The following is an 18,204-nucleotide window of genomic DNA, read 5'->3' as shown; positions in this document are numbered from 1 at the left end:
TCAGCTATTGATCAACTCTTTTACCTTCTGCGCAGTGATTTCGGTATAATCAGAGATGTATGCATCACAAGGTGGCAACTGTTCGCGTGTATGTGAGCTCAATACTCCTACTACTTTCATGCCTGCATTCAAAGCTGCTGAAATACCGGAATAGGAATCCTCAAACACCAGACATTGTGATGGATCTACTCCTAATCTTTCAGCCGTTAACAGATATACCTGTGGATCAGGCTTGTGCTTTGTGACATTTTCACTGGAAAGCATTGATTCCATCTTAGGGCCGAATTGCAAACCTTCTACGATAAGATCCAGATTGGCTTTAGGAGCCGAAGTGGCTACAGCCGTTTTGAAACCTTCCTGTTTGAGTTCATCCAGAAATTCAGGAAATCGGCTTATCGGTGTAATCTCAGACTTATAAATCTGTCTGAACATATCTTCTTTTTCAAATTCAAGACGCAGAAGTTCTTCCCCCTCTACAGGTCTTTTAAAGAAATGGCTCATAATATAGCTGTTGTGCTTGCCATACATATGATCCTGAAATTCCTGTTCGCTGCTTTCGATATTATATTTATTAAAAAATGCCTCGAAGGCTTTAGCATGATAGGGATTTGTGTGACAAATGACACCATCCATATCAAATATTACGGCATACTGACTCATGGGGCAAAGATAGAATTTTTAGCAAAGCACATTGTGATAAAAACGTCAAAATCAGTCACACAACTATTACAAAGTCCTGCATTATGTTCTTTTAAAATATATGTAGATTTATCCTACCTTTTAATACATCAACTTATTACCTTCTATGGAAAGCAGAAGAGAATTTATCCGAAAGTCCATCCTTTTCTCGGGAGTAGCTGGTCTTGCAACCGTTATGCCCGCATCTATTCAAAGAGCATTAGCGATTGATCCGGATCCCGGCAGTACCTATCTGGATGCGGAACATGTCGTTATTCTAATGCAGGAAAACCGATCTTTTGATCATACACTCGGAAGTCTGTCAGGTGTAAGGGGATTTAATGACCCTCGGGTGGTAACGCTTCCTGATCAGAATCCGGTATGGTTTCAGACAGATCACCTTGGGAAAACCTATGCACCATTCCGGTTAAATCTTATGGGCAGCAAAGTGACCTGGATAGGCTCCCTGCCACATTCAAGAGCCAGTCAGGTAGATGCTTTTAATGGCGGTAAGTATGACCAGTGGTTGACATCAAAAAGATCCGGGAATAAGAAATATGCAGATATGCCGCTGACACTGGGTTATTATTCACGCGAAGATCTTCCTTTTCATTATTCACTTGCAGATGCATTTACAGTCTGTGATCAGAATTTCTGTTCAGGTATGACCAGTACCACTCCAAACCGTTCTTTTTTCTGGACCGGAAAGATTACCCAGGAACTCGATGGTTTGCAAAAAGTAAATATCCGTAATGATGATTACGCTTATGGAAAGCATACATGGAAAACATTTCCGGAGTTATTGGAAGAAAATAAAGTGGCATGGAAATTTTATCAGAACGAAACAAGTTGTGGAGGAGGTTTTGCAGGTAAGGAGCGCTCCTGGTTATCTAATTTTGGTTGTAATCTTTTAGAATTTTTCGAAGCATATCATGTCAAATTCAAGGATTCTTATCTGGATAATTTAAGGAAACAAGTAGAGAAGCTACCGGGAGAAATCGGTAAACTGGAAGAGGCTAGTCCTTCTTCTTCGGAAGAATCTGCACGGATAAGAGAAAGTCTCAGGAATAAGCAAGAGGCATTGAATAAAGCTGAACAAGAATTGAAAATGTATAGTGCTGAGCAATACAACAAGCTGAGCGCATTTGAAAAATCTCTTAATCAGCGTGCATTTGTCACGAATAAGGAAGATACAGACTTTCGTTCATTAGAAAAGCTGACCTTTAATGAAAGCGGAAAACTGCGGGAGGTAGAAGTGCCAAAAGGAGATATCCTGCATCAATTCAGGGCAGATGTTAAAGCCGGCAAACTGCCGGCAGTCTCCTGGCTGGCTGGCCCGCAAAATTTTTCGGATCATCCCAGTGCACCCTGGTACGGAGCCTGGTATGTATCTGAAGTGCTGGATATTCTGACCCAAAATCCGGAAGTCTGGAAGAAAACCATATTTATTATTACTTACGATGAGAATGACGGATATTATGATCATATTCCACCTTTTTCAATTCCGGATAATAATAAACCTGAAACCGGTAAATGCTCTGCCGGGATAGATACAGAAGTTGAACATGTACGTCTGGAAAATGAATTGAAACAGGGAATTCCTAAAAAGCAGGCCAGGGAAGCACCTGTAGGGTTAGGATTTCGGGTTCCGATGTATATTGTCTCCCCGTGGAGCAGAGGCGGTAAAGTCTGTTCTCAGGTATTTGATCATACCTCATCATTACAGTTCCTCGAAAAATTTATTAATGCAAAGTATAATAAATCCATTCATCTGGATAACATCAGTGCATGGAGAAGAACCATATGTGGGGACCTGACATCTGCATTTACGCCTTTCGAGTCAGCGAAAGATCAGCTTCCGTTTCTAAACAGAAACCAATACATTGAAAATATCTATAATGCCCAGTTTAAAGAGGATCCTTCAGGGTTCGAAGAGTTGACAAAAGCGGAAATCAAAGCTGTACAGCAAAAACATACTATAAGTAAATTTAACCGTCTTCAGGAGAAAGGACAACGAAGATCAGCAGCTCTTCCGTATCAGTATGATGTATTTGGTAAAGTGGATGGCGGGCAGTTTATTATGCATATGGAAGTTTCTACAACTATTTTTGGTGCACGTACAGCGGGTGTTCCGCTTACTGTATATGCTCCCGGAAAATATATACAGTCTAAGGGAGAGCAGACTGAAATCTGCCGAAACTGGAATTTTGCCGTTAAAGCCAACGACCGCCTGGAATACCAATGGCCTGTAACTTCATTTGAAGACAATAAATATGCATTACGTGTACACGGGCCAAATGGCTTTTACAGAGCATTTTCAGGTGAATCATCAGATCCGCAATTGCTGGTGAAGATAATTCCTGAACAAAAGAGTATGACAAAAGCAGTGACAGGAAATGCTGTCGTGCTGATCGAAAATCAGGGAAAGAATCCTTTACGTATACATCTGGTATCCAAAAGTTATAAGGATGTAAATATAGAGCGGGAGATTGCCGGCAAGACAGAAGTTCAGGTATCTCTGGATCTGTCCTCATCCGGAAGCTGGTACGATCTGAAACTCACATTGCCTGATTATAAAAACTTTGAACGGCATATGGCCGGACGTATTGAATCCGGGAATGAAACCGTAACGGATCCATTATTATCCTGATCTGAAAAACTATTTGGCTAATCATTTTGTTATCTTTTATACGAAAGGAGATAAGACTATGATCAATAAGGAAGACAACAATAAGCAAGGTGAAGCAGATGAAGAAAAAGATAATCTGGCCAATAACCTGAGTTATAATACAGAAAAGGACAGTTACGAGCTGGATGTGGATGATGACGATCCGGATTATGATCATCCTGCAGACTATGATACACTTGCAGAAGGAGCGGAAGATGATGATTCTACCTATGACGATTCGAATCCTTTTGTCGGGGATGAATATGCGGATGAAGATGATCTGGAAGCAGACGACTGGGAAAAGGAAGGAATGCATGAGACTGATGCAAATCATCTCAGGATCTCCCGTAAAGATGAGGAACTCTCCCGGACAGATGAAGATCTGAGAGATGATCTCGATGAGGAAGGATATCCAAAAAATGATTAAATAGATGACAGGCTCTTATTTCAAAATAAGAGCCTGTTCATTTTGTTATCTTCTGTTGTCAGTTGTATTGTTAAATTTTTATATTTACAACATAACCTTTCAATAAGGCAGTCTACTGACACTATGCATGATGATCCGCAACATAAATCTTTAGCCGATATCCACGAAAGTGTGGACGTGACAAAAGGCAAAACCAAATGGAAACGAGTTCTTAGTTTTTTCGGTCCGGCTTATCTGATCAGTGTCGGATATATGGACCCCGGTAACTGGGCTACAGATCTGGCCGGCGGAAGCCAGTTTGGATATACGCTGATTTGGGTCTTACTGATGAGTAATATCATGGCCTTATTGCTGCAGAGTCTGTGTGCAAGACTCGGAATCGTCCGCGGAAAGGATCTTGCGCAGTGTAATCGAGAGACTTACCCAAAAAGAATGAATTTTGCACTCTATGTACTGGCAGAAATTGCTATTGCAGCATGTGATCTGGCGGAAGTACTGGGGATGGCAATAGGTCTTAATTTGCTTTTTGGTATCGATCTGCTATGGGGAGTGTTGATCAGCTTTGCAGATACCTTTCTGTTGCTGTATCTGCAGAAACTGGGGATGCGTAAGATGGAGCTGTTCATTATCGGGCTGATATCTATGATCGGGATGTGTTTTATGGTAGAAATGTTTTTTGCCAAGCCGGATTTTACAGAAGTTGCAAAGGGATTTATACCCTCTATTCCAAACAGCGCAGCACTATATATCAGTATAGGTATTATCGGAGCTACAGTAATGCCGCATAACCTCTATCTGCATTCAGCCCTTGTACAGACCCGCAAGATTCCGAGGGACAGCCTGTCTATCAAGAAAGCCTTAAAGTATAATTTTTTCGATAGTGCTATTGCCCTTAATCTGGCTTTCTTCGTTAATGCAGCCATATTGATTCTTGCAGCTGCGGTATTCCATAAAAACGGTATGCATCAGGTAGCTGATCTGGAAGATGCTTATCATCTTTTGGGAACTACATTAGGTACCGAATGGGCATCTAAATTATTTGCAGTTGCACTTATTCTGGCAGGGCAGAGTTCTACGGTGACAGGTACGCTTGCCGGACAGATTGTAATGGAAGGATACCTGCGGTTGCGGATCAGTCCCGTGCTCAGACGTATTATCACCAGATTGCTGGCTATTGTTCCGGCTGTACTGGTTATCCTGATTGCAGGAGAAGGACAAGTCGGATCATTGCTGATCTTTAGTCAGGTATTATTAAGTATGCAGCTGGCGTTTGCAGTCGTACCGCTGATTCATTTTGTGAGTGACCGGAAAAAGATGGGCGAATTTGTAATCAAGCCCTATGTGCGTATAATGGCATGGACCATTGCAATAATTATAGCTGTACTCAATTTTCAGCTGGTCTATGAAGAAGTAAAGGGATGGATTGACGAACTGGATAATATCTGGTGGACCATTGCTCTTATCTCCGGAAGTATAGGATTAGCCGTATTATTACTGATGACATTCTTCTATCCGATATGGCATAAACGCAGACCTACAACAGTAGAGGTACATCCTCCGTTTGAGGAACTCGTGTTTAGAGAAGTTAATCCTTTTCATCATATTGTGGTCGCGCTGGATTTCTCCTTCTCAGATACCAAAGTCGTAGAGTATGCTTTGCAGTTATCCGATAAGAGTACCCGTTTTGTACTGGTGCATATTGTAGAAAGTGCATCCGTGAAATATACCGGAGGTGAATCCGGAGATTATGAATCCCGGAAAGATCTGGAACGCCTGATGAAGTACGTGGAATTCTTTAAAGATAAAGGATATGCTGTGGAATATGAATTAGGTTATAACAACCGGGTAAAAGCTATTGCAGATATTTGTCTGGCACACGATAGTGATCTCCTTATTGTAGGAAGCCACGGACATACAGGAGTAAAAGATTTTGTATTTGGAGAAACCGTAAATAAGCTGCGGCATGCAGTTAAGATTCCTGTCTTTATTGCACAATAATATTATAAACAAAGGACTATGAAAATATCACTGATTGGAAAAACAGCTATGGTAGGGGGAAGCACCTCCGGTATCGGTAAAGCCATCGCAATTGCATTGGCCGAGTGTGGAGCCAGTGTGATTCTTGTCGCACGCAATGAAGAAAAATTAAAAGCAGTGCAGGAGATACTCGATACTACTCAGGGACAACAGCATGATCACCTGGTTGTAGATTTCAGTTTATTTGATCAGGCAAAAGAAAAGATTGCTGCCTTCTTCTCCACCAGAAAAACAGATATTCTGGTCAATAATACTAACGGCCCCTCTGCAGGAGGAATTAAGGATAAAGTAACAGAGGATTATCAGCAGGCTTTCGATTTGTTATTCCAGTATGCGGTGTATACCACACTTCAGGCATTACCCCATATGGAAAAGAATCAGTTTGGACGCATCATTAACGTTTCTTCCATGACTGTGAAAGAACCTCAGGATACACTTGTACTTTCAAATACAATGCGTACGGCGCTGGTAAGCTGGAGTAAATCGCTTTCGAGAGCAGTTGCAGCTCAGCAAATTACGGTAAATACAGTTTTGACCGGTTATTTTGATACCGATAGGTTAAATAGCCTCATGGAGACTCAGGCCGGGAAGATGCAGTTAAGCTTTGAAGAAGTAAAAGCCAAAAGAATAGATGCTATTCCAATGAAACGACTGGGTAAGCCTGAAGAATATGCCTCGCTGGTTGCTTTTTTAGCGTCAGATCATGCCGCTTATCTGACAGGGACAGCCATTCAGCTGGACGGAGGATTAATGACAGGAATGTTGTAGCCAACAGCTCCTGTCATCTGTCTCCCCATATACTTACTCGCTTTCGAGTTGATTCTTATATTTCTTTATATGTCCCTGAATTTCTTCACTTAACTCAGGGTATTTGATATCGGTGTACTGTTCTAATGTTTCCAGCATAATCTGTGCGACCAGATAACGGGCTGTTTCTTTACAATCAGACGGAATGATATACCAGGGGGTTTTCTTTTTAGAAGTGTGCTGTATTGCCTCTTCATAGTATTCCATGTACTTATCCCATAGCTGGCGTTCTGAGAGATCACCGGGTGAGAATTTCCATTGGTGTTTTTCTTTTTCCAATCTTCTCAATAGTCTGTTTTTCTGTTCATCCTTGCTAAGGTTTAGGAAAAATTTGAAAAGTATAGTGCCGTTCTCAATAAGATGATTCTCAAAGTTATTGATTTGTTCATAGCGTTTCTGCCATAGTTCGTTCGTCACATCCTTTTCTTCCCGGATGTCCGGAATATTTTCACTTAACAAATAGGAGGGATGCACACGTGTCACCAGTACATTTTCATAATGTGTACGGTTGAATACCCCGAATTTCCCCTTTTCAGGTAATGCGATATAATGTCTCCACAGATAGTCATGCTGATGTTCTTTTTCCGAAGGAGTCTTGAAACTTTGTACATCCACACCTCTTACGTTGAACTTTGCAAATACTTCCCTTATCAGACTGTCTTTTCCTGCAGTATCCATACCCTGCAGACATACCAATACATTATACTTATCATGAGCATACATGACATCCTGTAATTTGCTGAGCTTTTTGCGTACATCTTTTAATTTGGCTGTCGCCTCATCTACACTAATTTCTTCTGAAATATCTGTGGAATGATCACTGATCTTGAAATTTTTAGAGGCCTGAAGCCTTTTGGAATAATTCGTTTTCGGGCTCATATTATTGACGTTTCTTATAAAAATATTAAATTTTGTTCATAAACGTTGAGGGTTGTAGCAAATAGTTTAAATCGTTAAGATGGTTTTTCTATAAGTTTTGGTAAACAAAAAAGTCTTTACCCGTCAGGAGTAAAGACTTTTTATAATAAGGAGCAGAAAGGATTATTGTTGTACCAGTTCAGTATTCACTGTGATCGTTACATCCGAACCTACAGCAGCTACTCCTGAAGGAAGTTTGTCATTGTATTTGATCCCGTAATCCAGACGGTTTATTTTAGTAGTAGCTGTAAAACCTGCGCGTGTTTTACCCCATGGATCCGTAATGTTCTGACCATTTTGTTTTACATCAAAAATAACGCGTTTAGTGACATCACGAATAGTAAGATCAGCTTCTAGTTTTAACTTGCCGGCTTTATCTTTCTTTAAGGATACCGATTTCAATGTAATAGTAGGATATTTCTCTGCATTGAAGAAATCATCAGATTTCAAATGCTTGTCTCTGGCTTCGATACGTGTATCGATACTGTTTACATTGATTTTGAAATCGACCTTTGCATTCTCAAATCCCGTTTTTGTAGGTGCATCGACAGAACCTTCAAATGAGTTAAATTCTCCGTCAACAAAGCTGATACCTAAATGTTCAACTGTAAAACGTACATTAGTGTGTGCAGGGTCTACAGCCCATTTCACCTGAGCAACTGTAACGTTCATTGCGGCAAATAATGCAATGAAAAGAGGAAATAGTTTTTTCATGATAATTGATATTTAAATAAGTGTTATAACATATATTTTTTGAAAGTATGCAAATGTCTTTAATTAAAATCAAATATCCTAATGATTTGTTTTTAAAATAAAATAATCATTATATATAGTGATATTTGTATTTATCACTATATTTGTTGATAGTGGTAGTAATATTATGAAAGACAAGAAGTTAATAGCGGTTATAACAGGAGATTTGATAGATTCAAGAAAAGTGGATGCAGCGATATGGATGCCGGTTCTGGATGATGCATTGAAGCATATCAGTAGCCGTTATGATATTTACAGAGGAGATAGTTTTCAGGCAGAGGTAGAATTAGAACAGGCTATACATCATCTTTTTTATATTAAAGCGAAGATTAAGAGCCTGAAAAATCTGGATGTACGGATGACTATGGGTATCGGAACGGTCGATTATCAGGATGCACATGTGAGGACATCAGCGGGGGACGCATTTTTATTTGCCGGAGAACGATTTGATACGCTGAAGAAAGAAACGGTAGCCATTAGAAGTCCCTGGTCTGATCTGGATGAAGGGATAGAGCTGATGCTGCAATTAAGTATGGAAATTGCAGGAAGGTGGACCGAAAATATGGCTGAAGCAGTTGCTGTAAGCCTTCTGCATCCGGGTATGAACCAACATGAACTTGCTGCAGTGTTGAACCGGAAATATCAAAGTCAGGTAAGTACAGAACTCAACAAAGCAGGATATTCTAAAATAAATCGTGTCATCGATTATTGTACGGAACAAATACTTAAAAAATGTTATATACAGGACTGATCTTACTTGTAGCTCATATATTGGGCGATTTTGTCTTCCAGCCAAAAAAATGGGTGGATGGAAGAGCGCATCACATCCGTTACATTTTTTATCATGTAGGTGTTCATGCGGCATTATTATTCTTGTTTTTTGTTAGAGATTTATCACACTGGTGGCCGGCAATAGCTGTGATTGTGTTGTCTCACCTTGCAATTGACAGCCTTAAGGTTTCTCTGGAACGTAAAATGAACAGCAACCCATTATTACTGTTCAGCATTGATCAGCTACTCCATTTGACAGTACTTGCAGCTGTACTTGGATGTCACTATGGTATTCCGGAGAGTTTTATATCTGCAATATGGTCTGTACAGACACAGATACTTCTGATTGGATTTTTGTTGACCGCATTTGTTTCTCCTATCGTACTTCGTGTCTTTTTCAGCAAATGGAATCAATCTGCCGAGGTCAATGCCCAAAGGCAAGATTCATTGATCGATGCAGGATGGATTATAGGAGTGCTTGAGCGTCTTCTTATTGTGTTTTTTGTAAATATTAATTTTTTAGAAGGAATAGGCTTTCTGTTAGCAGCGAAGTCAATTTTCAGATTTGGAGATTTAGCCAATGCAAAAGATAAAAAATTCACAGAGTATGTACTCGTAGGTACATTGGCCAGTTTTGTGATGGCTATAGGAATTGGCTTTTTGATCAAATGGCTGCTAAGAATGGTATAATATCTTATTTACGGACAAAAATAGCCTTCTTAAAATTGATTCCCTGCATCTGACAGATTCTTGCTTGTTATACTCAGGATGCCGTTAAACGATATTATTTAATTTTGCCATTCTATTATATAATTCCCAAATACAGCTTACTTCGGTAATTTGTTTTAAATAAATCTTTATATTTGCAGATTAAGCAGACAATCTGACTTTTTGATGATTTTCATTATAAAGTCAGAATTGTAGCTTTGTTGTTCAAATTTTAGTGTTTAGATTCTTATCAAAAAGGAAATGGCAAAGAAAAATTACATATCAAATTCTACGGAATCCACACGAATGTTTAAGAATGATTTTTTGGAATCATTGACTAAGGTTCACTATTCTGTACCGATTATATTTTATCTTCCCGTAATCATTTATTTTTCATGGAAGGCCCTGGGGCCGGGTGAAATGGGTGTATGGATGTATATCGGGTATTTTGTTTTCGGGCTCGCTTTCTGGACTATTTTTGAGTATGCCCTGCATCGCTGGGTTTTTCATTATCATCCAAAAGGAAAGCTTTTAAAACGTGTTCATTGGATTTTTCATGGTATTCACCACGATTATCCTAAAGATCGTCTTCGTCTGGTCATGCCGTTGTCAGCAAGTATTCCATTGGCAACACTGGTTTATTTTATGTTCAGCTTATTTTTTAGTAATCAATTTATATTAGCTGCATTCTTTGCTGGTTTTATGATTGGTTACCTTATCTATGACGAATCTCATTATGCTATGCATCATGCCAATTTCAAAAGTGGTATTATGAAGCGTATCAAACAACATCATATGTTACACCATTATCAGGATCCTGAAAAAGGATTCGGAGTAAGTTCTGCTGTATGGGATGTCGTGTTTGACTCCGGGTTTGAAGAGAAAAAAGAAAAGGAAAAGCAACAAACAGAAAAGGAACAACTTTCGTAAAGTAGAAAAGAACGGTAATGCAAAAAAACATTACCGTTCTTTTTTATCTTTTCACAGCAACGATCACACCAGTAGACCAGTGAAGACGTGCAAGGCTGAGATCAGCCCGGTTGTCCAGGTCACGAATCAGATGACGAACCTTTTGGTCATGTCCATCCGGCCAGTTGGGCTGCGGTAAGAGGTCATCTATAAAGTAAATGCCTCCTTTATCCAGCATAGCAAGACATGTTTCCAGTTCCAGAAATTTTCCGTGCCAGGTATCCGCAAAAATAAAATCAAATTTTAATTCTTTATTCTCAAGGAGCCATTCTCCGGCGTCCTGTTGTACTAATGTAAGACGAGGATCTGAAGACAGATATTCCTGCGCGATTGTTAAAAAAGCCGGATCATGATCCACAGACAGCAATGCAGAACGTTCATCCATGCCGGATAACAGCCAGGAAGTAGATAAGCCTGTACCTGTCCCAAGTTCTAAAAAACGGGCATTCGGTTTGGAGGCAGCGAGCGTCTTTAATAAAGAGCCGGTATGAATATCACTGGCCATATTGAAGCCGGAATTGCGCGTTCGAAGAAGGATATCCGTGAATTTATCCGGATAGGAATAGGTTTCAGAGTTTAACATATTTTTAGCCTATGGTTAGCATAAAATGGATCAGATATATAAAAATATGTAAATTAGATGAGATTATAACCCAAACCCTATGTCTGATATTCAAAAAATTATCTTACCTCTGCTTTTTATCTTTTCTTCAGCAAGTATTTACGCCCAGCATTCCATAACGGCCAAATCTATTCAGCAGATTGCTGAAAAATATCAGGCAGTAGGAGTGGCCGCAGTCGTTGTGAAAGATAATAAGATTGTGTTCACAAACAATTATGGATATCAGGATCGGGATACCCACCATGTCCTGAATGACTCTACATTGTTTAGAATCGCTTCTATCTCAAAATCATTTTCAGCTACTGCTGTTATGCAACTTATTGAGGCCGGTCATTTGTCCTTAAAGGATGACTGCAGTCAGTTGATCGGTTTTCCTGTACGTAATCCCCGATTTCCGGAGCAGATTATAACATTGGAAATGTTGTTGTCACATACATCAGGAATCAATGATAACAACGGATATTTCGATCTGGATGTCATCAATCCGCAAAAGAATAAAAACTGGTCGGATAGTTACAATGCGTATGCTCCCGGTAAAGGCTATCAATATTGTAATCTCAATTTTAATATGGTTGGCGCTATAATTGAGAGAATATCAGGTCAGCGTTTTGATAAGTATGTAGCAGAACACATCTTGCGTCCGTTGGATCTGTACGGAGGTTATTATGTTGATGCTCTGGATCGTTCCAGATTTGCGACACTATACGCTAATGAAGATGCCAAATTTGTGCCACAACCTGCAGCGTATAATCCGCGCAGCGAAGAAATAAGTAGCTATGAGTTGGGACATTCCACTCCTTTGTTTTCACCGACCGGGGGTATGAAAATTTCAGCAAGAGATCTTGCACGGTATATGATCATGCACATGAATTACGGACGTGGCAACGGCAAAAAAATAATAAGCAAACGTAGTGCAGTAGCCATGCAGACAAAACGTAGTGATGAGGAAAATTACGGTCTGGCACTTTGGAGTACAGATAGTCTTATCCCTCAGGTACATCTTACGGGACATACAGGTTCAGCATACGGATTATACAGCACCATGTTCTTTAATCCAAAACATAAATATGGTTTTGTCGTTATTACAAATGGGTGCAGGCTATCCGAAACATCAGGATTTAACATGATGTTAAAGGAAATTGTAAATGTGTTATATCAGGATTTTATTAAATAGGCCTGTACTCCGCTGATTGGCGCGAAATTTGAATTTAACATTTACACTGGCGTAACTTTTAGAAAATATCAATATCTTAATATTGTTAAAATTCTGCGTTACGCAGAAATGATATCGTATTTAATAACGTAAATTATAACTATTATGCATAAACTCATTTTAATAGCTTTATTGATCGTTGCAAAGTCGGCGTATGCCCAGAAAGTGGATTTGGATCAGGTGAGAAAAGATTTCAATAAAGGTGTTAAAAATGAAGATCTTTGTAAGAACCATCTGGAGATGTTGAAAAAGAATGCCAAATCTCCTGAAGAGTTGGGCTATTATGCCGCATATCATATGTTTATGGCTAATCACACGGGCAATCCTTTCAAAAAAATGAGTTATTTTAAAGGAGGAAGAAAGGTGCTGGAAGATGTAATTAAGAAAAATCCACAAAATATTGAATTACGTTTTATCCGGTTGTGTATACAGTTTTATATTCCCAAGTTTCTCAATTACCATGATAATATAGAGACAGACAAGGATTTTGTCATGAATAACCTCTATAAAATGAAGGATAATGACGTAAAGCAATTGATCTTTAATTATTTAAAAGGAGCCAATATGTACACCAATGAAGAGTTGGCTCTATTGGGAAGATAAACGTAATTCTGATTTTCTGTTTACCTATCGTAAAATTGTTTCAAAACATACTTTTTGGAGTACTATTTGCTATATTCAAACGTATTGAATGGAATAATATGCAGTGTATTATCTTTACCGTAAAGTAGTCGAATAATAACAAATGCAATATTCATTTAGATCATTATTCTACAGAATTTAAATTACAGAAACATGAAAAAAATAATCGTAATCGGCCTTTTGTTTATGTTGGCCAAAGTGGGTATGGCGCAAACGAGAGAAGTCGGTCCTTTTGCTAAAGTAGAAGTTACGGATAAGATCAGTGTTGAACTGATTAACAGCAGTACATATAAAGTAGTTATTTCAGGAAATCCGTCTAATGAAGTAGATGTCATTCAGAAGAATGGAACACTACGGCTTAAAATGAATACATTAAACATGATGAATGGAGAGGGAATACATATTAAAGTGTATGGAAATGATATCAGTGAATTGACCGCAAAGAAGGGGGCGAGTGTGAAGGTAAATGATGATCAGGCTCTAAGCCGGAATATGCTAAATCTGTCGGCTTCAGAAGGAGGGTTGTTAAGTCTGAATGTATCAGGTCAGGAAATCAAAGTCAGTGCGAGTAAAGGAGGTACTGTACAGGCGGGCGGCAAATCACCACGCCAGGAAGTTCAGTTGACATTCGGAGGTAATTATGAAGGACGATCCCTGGTCTCAGAAAATGCAAAAGTTACGGTGAATGGTGGGGGAAAATGCGAAGTAAATGTAAAGCAAACTATTGATTCACAGGTAAGGGCTGGAGGTATCATTCATGTATATGGCAATCCGGCTCAGCGTAACGAGAAAAAACTCGCGGGCGGAACTATAGAATACAAGTAATACTACAATTCAATCCGGATAACTGTTCGTTTGTTTAAATATAAAGCATGTGATCCCTGTTCTGATCATATAATATTCGCAGATAAGCTGTATTATTGCTTATTATAACCTTTGAGGGAGGTAAAATAGTGACAAGAGAAGAATCTTCTGATGACAAATTTAATATTAAGAGCTACCTGATCATTAGTGCAGTAGGAGCAGTGCTATTGGTTGCGCTTACGGTATTTGTTATGAAGATCTTTATGGAACCTGAAAAAAAAATCAGAGCCAAGGTCTTTAATCAGGATATGACACTCAATCAGGATCTGATCTATATCGATAATACAGTTGGTGCACAAAAATGGCACTGGGATTTTGGAAATGGCGATGTGTCTACTCAGCAGGATGGTAAATACAGATATAAATCAGCCGGAACTTATGTCGTACGTCTGGTCGTCAATGACAATCTACACGAACAATTTTTTGTAACGGTAAAAGATTCTGTAGCTAAAGTCGTAGACAGCGTTTTACAGGTATCAGGTCCATCAACGGGAACTATTCTAAAAGAGGTAAGGCTGGAAGTAGATGGTCCGGGAGAAATCTATCAGTGGCAGTTTGGTGAAAGCGGTAAGGTCGATGTTATCGGCAAGGTTGCGCAATATACCTATTCCAAACCGGGAAGGTATCGTGTAAAAGTTAAATCGGACAAAACCTTATCTTATACCTATCATACCATAGAAATAGATGGAGCCAAAACAGATAGTCTGGATAGTCTGGCAGCCGAAAATCAGGTGCAGAAAGTTGCAGTAGATGATCTGAAAGCACAATTGCAGGCTATTGCTGATGGAGGAGATTTCAATGTGAGATACAGCTATATTTTAAGTAAGTTTTTTTGTAAAAATGAACGTACAGGAGTAACTATCAAAAGTGGTGGTGCAATCAAGCAACAAGATATCTACAGCTATTGTATAGGACTCACGTTTGGAGGTGGAGTGAAGATTGATAATATACTTCTGATGAGAGTGCCGAATTCTACTTGTTATCAATCTTTGATTGTGACACAACATAAATAGAAACATTCCATAAACCTGAGTTCAGTCGCAGGTCTATGGAATGTAAGTGTATTTTTTACTTCAGCTCTTTTATTTTAATAGATCGAAAAGAGACATTGTTGCCATGATCCTGCAAAAGGATATGTCCCTGTGGCGCCTGACCAAAGTTTTTCCAGTCTTTGTATTTACTTCCTGCTACCAGATCCAGATACTCTTTAGAACCTCTCACATAAGATACCATAAGTTCACCGTTGAGGTAATGTTCAACCCGATTGTCGGGATAAACAACGACGCGTCCCGTGTTCCATTCTCCTATTTGTTTTACAGCCCTTGCATTCTTTTTGGAAGTGATCAGATCGTAAAGTGAAGCAAGCGTACGGTTTCCGTCTTTTCCCAGTTTAGCATCAGGATGTTCTTTATCATCCAGCACCTGATATTCTAAACCTATAGCTGAGCCTGATGTTTGTTCGTTAAGAGTGACAAAATATTTGACTCCGCTGTTAGCTCCCGGAGAAAGCTTGAACTGAAAAGACAAGTCAAAGGCCTTATACTGCGCATCAGTAACAATGTCACCTCCATTTGTAGACTCACCGCCTGTAGACGGCAGTACGGAAATATTACCGTTTTTGATCTCCCAGCCTTTTGAAGGAAATTCTTTGCCTCGTGCGCTATGCCATCCCGCTGTGCTCTTCCCGTCAAATAATAACTTATAACCGTTTTTTTGCTCTGACTGCGAAAGCTGGTTGAGGTGTAGGTTTGTAATATAGATATCTTTTGGAAATGCTTTAGCTTTTAGATTTTCTGTCTGAATCCGGACATTTTTAAAATATACTTTTTTGCCGTCATCTGCATCTGCGATATTATGTACCTGCAGACCTATATAGCCAGTCTGATCGATGGTGTCGATGACAGCTGCTGTAGGGATGCCATTTACCCAGGTTCTCACTTCATCACCGATCGCTTCAATACGAATGGCATTATACTCATTCTTACGGAATGCTTTTTTAGCGTTTTGATTGAGATCCAGCGGATAAAGCCAGCCTCTTCGCGCTTCATCATAGATGCCTCCTGTCCAGGCTCTTGCGGTTGGATCCACTTCAACCTGCTTGCCATACATACGGCCGCGCCCGTCATTGGCCTGCGGGTCAATGTGGCTTCTGATCTGTATGCCGGAATTGGTATTGTCACCTTCAAGTTTAACCTCCAGTTCCAGTATGAAGTCGCCATACTCTTTTTCAGTTACTAGAAATGAATTAGGTGTTTTCTTTGTCATCGTACCTACGATAACACCATTCTCTACGATATAGGGAGCTTTACCTCCGACAGTTTTCCAACCGGCAAGAGTTTTACCGTCGAAAATGGGAGTAACTTTATTTTGCTGAGCCTGTGTGATAAATGTGGTGGATGCAAGCAGACATCCTGTAGCGAGCAGAACTTTTGAAATAGAACTTAATTTTGCGTGTGTCATAATAGTTTAGGGTTGTGATACCTTTTAAAAAGTTTATTTTGGCGTTATAAAATTGTTAATTTTATTTTGGTTTTTATGTAAAATTAACAAAAAGTAATTAAATTAGAGGGGTAAATTTAATTTTTGTCTCTGTAAACCTGGACAAACTCTTAATTATAAACTTGTAATCTTAAATCATGAAAAATACAAACTCTTTTTCCAGACGGGCTTTTTTGCGCAATAGTCTGCTGTTATCGGGAGCTACGATAGCTTTACCATCTTTTTTAGCGGCTTCGGCACCTGTAAAATTAGCGGGACCTAATGAACGGATTAATCTGGCCTGTATTGGTATTGGAAACAGAGGAGCAGATATTATTCAGGATCTTTACAAGACAGGACTTGTTAATATTGTTGCTCTGTGCGATGTAGACATGGGTGCTCCGCATACGCTTCCTATTCTTCAGCAATTTCCTGATGTACCCCGTTTTCAGGATTTCAGACAATTATTTGATAAAATGAGTAATCAGATCGATGCAGTGTCCATAGGGGTTCCTGATTTTTCTCATTTTCCGATAACGATGATGGCTATAGACCTTGGAAAGCATGTGTATGTAGAAAAACCCATGGCAAGAACCTTTCAGGAAGTAGAATTAATGATGAAAAAGGCTGCCAGGTTTAACAAGGTTGTAACACAAATGGGTAATCAGGGACATTCGGAAGCTAATTATTTTCAATTTAAAGCCTGGAAGGAAGCCGGAATTATTAAAGATGTAACAGCAATCACCGCACATATGAATGCTCCGAGACGCTGGCATACCTGGGATACAAATATCAAATCGTTTCCACCCAAAGAACCAACGCCTTCAACATTGGATTGGGAATTGTGGCAGATGGCAACTCAGGGACATGATTTTAATAAGGATTTTGTCAACGGGCAATGGAGATGCTGGTTTGATTTCGGAATGGGCGCTTTGGGAGACTGGGGTGCACATATACTGGATACAGCACATGAGTTTCTGGATCTGGGATTGCCTTATGAGGTGAATCCTGTTAATCTGGATGGTCATAATGACTTTTTCTTTCCGATGTCCACTACACTGGCATTCCGCTTTCCTAAGCGGGGAGATATGCCGGCACTGGATATTACCTGGTACGATGGTGTCAACAATCTGCCACCAATACCGGAAGGATATGGCGTATCCGGATTAGATCCAAATATTCCTCCTCCGACAACGGGTAAAATTGAACCTGCAAAACTTAATCCGGGTAAGATTATCTATAGTAAAAATCTCACCTTCAAAGGTGGATCACACGGTAGTACGCTATCTATTATTCCGGAGGAAAAGGCACTGGCGATGGCCGGAAAACTTCCGGAAGTACCTCCGAGTCCATCCAATCATTTCCTTAATTTTATACGCAGCTGTAAAGGCGAAGAAAAGACAAGATCTTCTTTTGATATAGCAGGACCGTTAAGCCAGGTCTTCTGTTTGGGAGTATTGGCTCAGAAATTGGGAACAAAACTGGAATTTGACCGTAAAAGCAAAAAAATCACAAACAATAAGGTTGCTAATAGTTTACTTGCCGGACCTCCGCCAAGAAAAGGATGGGAACAATATTATAAAATCTAATACGTCAGGATAAACTGTTTATTCCCTGATTTTATAGAATAGTAAAGGCGTTCTTTGATA

Annotated in this window: 17 protein-coding genes; 12 read left to right on the top strand and 5 right to left on the bottom strand. The window is 39.5% G+C overall.

Features of this window, described 5'->3' with window-relative positions:
- A complete protein-coding gene (locus tag B4B65_RS18915; protein ID WP_201678518.1) occupies positions 1-660 on the bottom strand; it encodes an HAD family hydrolase in 660 nt (219 codons plus the stop codon).
- A 145-nt stretch (positions 661-805) separates the two neighbouring features.
- Here B4B65_RS18915 and B4B65_RS18910 point away from each other — a divergent pair, with 145 nt between their 5' ends.
- From B4B65_RS18910 to B4B65_RS18895, 4 genes are all read left to right on the top strand, one after another.
- Positions 806-3,328, top strand: coding sequence for a phosphocholine-specific phospholipase C (locus B4B65_RS18910; protein ID WP_293917889.1), 2,523 nt, complete (start codon positions 806-808; stop codon positions 3,326-3,328).
- 58 nt (positions 3,329-3,386) lie between these two features.
- Complete coding sequence (locus B4B65_RS18905; RefSeq protein ID WP_293917887.1) at positions 3,387-3,773, top strand: hypothetical protein; 387 nt, start codon at positions 3,387-3,389, stop codon at positions 3,771-3,773.
- Positions 3,774-3,896: 123 nt separating this feature from the next.
- The gene (locus tag B4B65_RS18900) at positions 3,897-5,771 is read left to right on the top strand and encodes an Nramp family divalent metal transporter (protein ID WP_293917885.1); all 1,875 of its coding nucleotides are present in this window, start codon (positions 3,897-3,899) and stop codon (positions 5,769-5,771) included.
- An 18-nt stretch (positions 5,772-5,789) separates the two neighbouring features.
- A complete protein-coding gene (locus tag B4B65_RS18895) occupies positions 5,790-6,578 on the top strand; it encodes an SDR family oxidoreductase (RefSeq protein WP_293917883.1) in 789 nt (262 codons plus the stop codon).
- Between the two features lie 33 nt (positions 6,579-6,611).
- On the opposite strand, the gene B4B65_RS18890 is transcribed toward B4B65_RS18895, so the two are convergent.
- Together B4B65_RS18890 and B4B65_RS18885 are read right to left on the bottom strand one after the other, a co-directional pair.
- Entirely contained in the window at positions 6,612-7,496 is an 885-nt protein-coding gene (locus B4B65_RS18890) for a PPK2 family polyphosphate kinase (RefSeq protein WP_293917881.1), read from the bottom strand.
- A gap of 162 nt (positions 7,497-7,658) precedes the next feature.
- Positions 7,659-8,249, bottom strand: coding sequence for a YceI family protein (locus B4B65_RS18885; RefSeq protein ID WP_201678524.1), 591 nt, complete (start codon positions 8,247-8,249; stop codon positions 7,659-7,661).
- Between the two features lie 166 nt (positions 8,250-8,415).
- Between B4B65_RS18885 and B4B65_RS18880 the strand changes: the two genes are divergently transcribed.
- The 3 genes from B4B65_RS18880 to B4B65_RS18870 all read left to right on the top strand — a co-directional run bounded on the left by B4B65_RS18880 (position 8,416) and on the right by B4B65_RS18870 (position 10,697).
- The gene (locus B4B65_RS18880; protein WP_201678525.1) at positions 8,416-9,039 is read left to right on the top strand and encodes a hypothetical protein; all 624 of its coding nucleotides are present in this window, start codon (positions 8,416-8,418) and stop codon (positions 9,037-9,039) included.
- Entirely contained in the window at positions 9,021-9,749 is a 729-nt protein-coding gene (locus tag B4B65_RS18875) for a DUF3307 domain-containing protein (RefSeq protein WP_293917877.1), read from the top strand. Before B4B65_RS18880 ends, B4B65_RS18875 begins: the two co-directional genes overlap by 19 nt.
- A 279-nt stretch (positions 9,750-10,028) precedes the next feature.
- A complete protein-coding gene (locus tag B4B65_RS18870; RefSeq protein WP_313271040.1) occupies positions 10,029-10,697 on the top strand; it encodes a sterol desaturase family protein in 669 nt (222 codons plus the stop codon).
- Positions 10,698-10,740: 43 nt separating this feature from the next.
- Here the strand turns inward: B4B65_RS18870 and B4B65_RS18865 are convergent, their stop codons facing one another.
- A complete protein-coding gene (locus tag B4B65_RS18865) occupies positions 10,741-11,319 on the bottom strand; it encodes an O-methyltransferase (RefSeq protein ID WP_293917876.1) in 579 nt (192 codons plus the stop codon).
- A gap of 79 nt (positions 11,320-11,398) precedes the next feature.
- Between B4B65_RS18865 and B4B65_RS18860 the strand changes: the two genes are divergently transcribed.
- The 4 genes from B4B65_RS18860 (at position 11,399) to B4B65_RS18845 (ending at position 15,090) form a co-directional block, all read left to right on the top strand.
- Positions 11,399-12,532: a serine hydrolase domain-containing protein gene (locus B4B65_RS18860; protein ID WP_293917874.1), complete on the top strand. Its 1,134-nt coding sequence runs from the start codon at positions 11,399-11,401 to the stop codon at positions 12,530-12,532.
- Positions 12,533-12,676: 144 nt separating this feature from the next.
- On the top strand, positions 12,677-13,174 hold the full coding sequence (locus B4B65_RS18855) for a hypothetical protein (RefSeq protein WP_201678529.1): 498 nt from the start codon (positions 12,677-12,679) through the stop codon (positions 13,172-13,174).
- A 192-nt stretch (positions 13,175-13,366) separates the two neighbouring features.
- Positions 13,367-14,038 carry a head GIN domain-containing protein gene (locus tag B4B65_RS18850; protein WP_293917870.1) on the top strand — a complete coding sequence of 224 codons (672 nt, stop codon included), beginning with the start codon at positions 13,367-13,369 and terminating at the stop codon, positions 14,036-14,038.
- Positions 14,039-14,166: 128 nt separating this feature from the next.
- Complete coding sequence (locus B4B65_RS18845) at positions 14,167-15,090, top strand: PKD domain-containing protein (RefSeq protein WP_236581917.1); 924 nt, start codon at positions 14,167-14,169, stop codon at positions 15,088-15,090.
- Between the two features lie 55 nt (positions 15,091-15,145).
- Here the strand turns inward: B4B65_RS18845 and B4B65_RS18840 are convergent, their stop codons facing one another.
- Positions 15,146-16,537 (bottom strand): 3-keto-disaccharide hydrolase, encoded by a 1,392-nt coding sequence (locus tag B4B65_RS18840; RefSeq protein ID WP_293917868.1) that lies wholly within the window; start codon positions 16,535-16,537, stop codon positions 15,146-15,148.
- A gap of 176 nt (positions 16,538-16,713) precedes the next feature.
- Here B4B65_RS18840 and B4B65_RS18835 point away from each other — a divergent pair, with 176 nt between their 5' ends.
- Entirely contained in the window at positions 16,714-18,144 is a 1,431-nt protein-coding gene (locus B4B65_RS18835) for a Gfo/Idh/MocA family oxidoreductase (RefSeq protein ID WP_293917866.1), read from the top strand.
- Positions 18,145-18,204 lie beyond the last annotated feature (60 nt).

Origin of the sequence: Sphingobacterium sp. UBA5789, from assembly GCF_002418355.1 — a bacterium.
Classification (GTDB): Bacteria; Bacteroidota; Bacteroidia; order Sphingobacteriales; family Sphingobacteriaceae; genus Sphingobacterium.
Note: the sequence above shows the minus strand (reverse complement) of the source record. Positions and strands in the feature narration are given on the sequence as shown.

Excerpts from the sequence above, each read along its gene's own strand:
- B4B65_RS18895 (WP_293917883.1), top strand. The coding sequence starts at position 5,790 with ATGAAAATATCACTGATTGGAAAAACAGCTATGGTAGGGGGAAGCACC.
- B4B65_RS18885 (WP_201678524.1), bottom strand. The coding sequence starts at position 8,249 with ATGAAAAAACTATTTCCTCTTTTCATTGCATTATTTGCCGCAATGAAC.
- B4B65_RS18915 (WP_201678518.1), bottom strand. The coding sequence starts at position 660 with ATGAGTCAGTATGCCGTAATATTTGATATGGATGGTGTCATTTGTCAC.
- B4B65_RS18890 (WP_293917881.1), bottom strand. The coding sequence starts at position 7,496 with ATGAGCCCGAAAACGAATTATTCCAAAAGGCTTCAGGCCTCTAAAAAT.
- B4B65_RS18850 (WP_293917870.1), top strand. The coding sequence starts at position 13,367 with ATGAAAAAAATAATCGTAATCGGCCTTTTGTTTATGTTGGCCAAAGTG.
- B4B65_RS18905 (WP_293917887.1), top strand. The coding sequence starts at position 3,387 with ATGATCAATAAGGAAGACAACAATAAGCAAGGTGAAGCAGATGAAGAA.
- B4B65_RS18910 (WP_293917889.1), top strand. The coding sequence starts at position 806 with ATGGAAAGCAGAAGAGAATTTATCCGAAAGTCCATCCTTTTCTCGGGA.
- B4B65_RS18900 (WP_293917885.1), top strand. The coding sequence starts at position 3,897 with ATGCATGATGATCCGCAACATAAATCTTTAGCCGATATCCACGAAAGT.
- B4B65_RS18865 (WP_293917876.1), bottom strand. The coding sequence starts at position 11,319 with ATGTTAAACTCTGAAACCTATTCCTATCCGGATAAATTCACGGATATC.
- B4B65_RS18875 (WP_293917877.1), top strand. The coding sequence starts at position 9,021 with ATGTTATATACAGGACTGATCTTACTTGTAGCTCATATATTGGGCGAT.
- B4B65_RS18880 (WP_201678525.1), top strand. The coding sequence starts at position 8,416 with ATGAAAGACAAGAAGTTAATAGCGGTTATAACAGGAGATTTGATAGAT.
- B4B65_RS18840 (WP_293917868.1), bottom strand. The coding sequence starts at position 16,537 with ATGACACACGCAAAATTAAGTTCTATTTCAAAAGTTCTGCTCGCTACA.
- B4B65_RS18870 (WP_313271040.1), top strand. The coding sequence starts at position 10,029 with ATGGCAAAGAAAAATTACATATCAAATTCTACGGAATCCACACGAATG.
- B4B65_RS18855 (WP_201678529.1), top strand. The coding sequence starts at position 12,677 with ATGCATAAACTCATTTTAATAGCTTTATTGATCGTTGCAAAGTCGGCG.
- B4B65_RS18835 (WP_293917866.1), top strand. The coding sequence starts at position 16,714 with ATGAAAAATACAAACTCTTTTTCCAGACGGGCTTTTTTGCGCAATAGT.
- B4B65_RS18860 (WP_293917874.1), top strand. The coding sequence starts at position 11,399 with ATGTCTGATATTCAAAAAATTATCTTACCTCTGCTTTTTATCTTTTCT.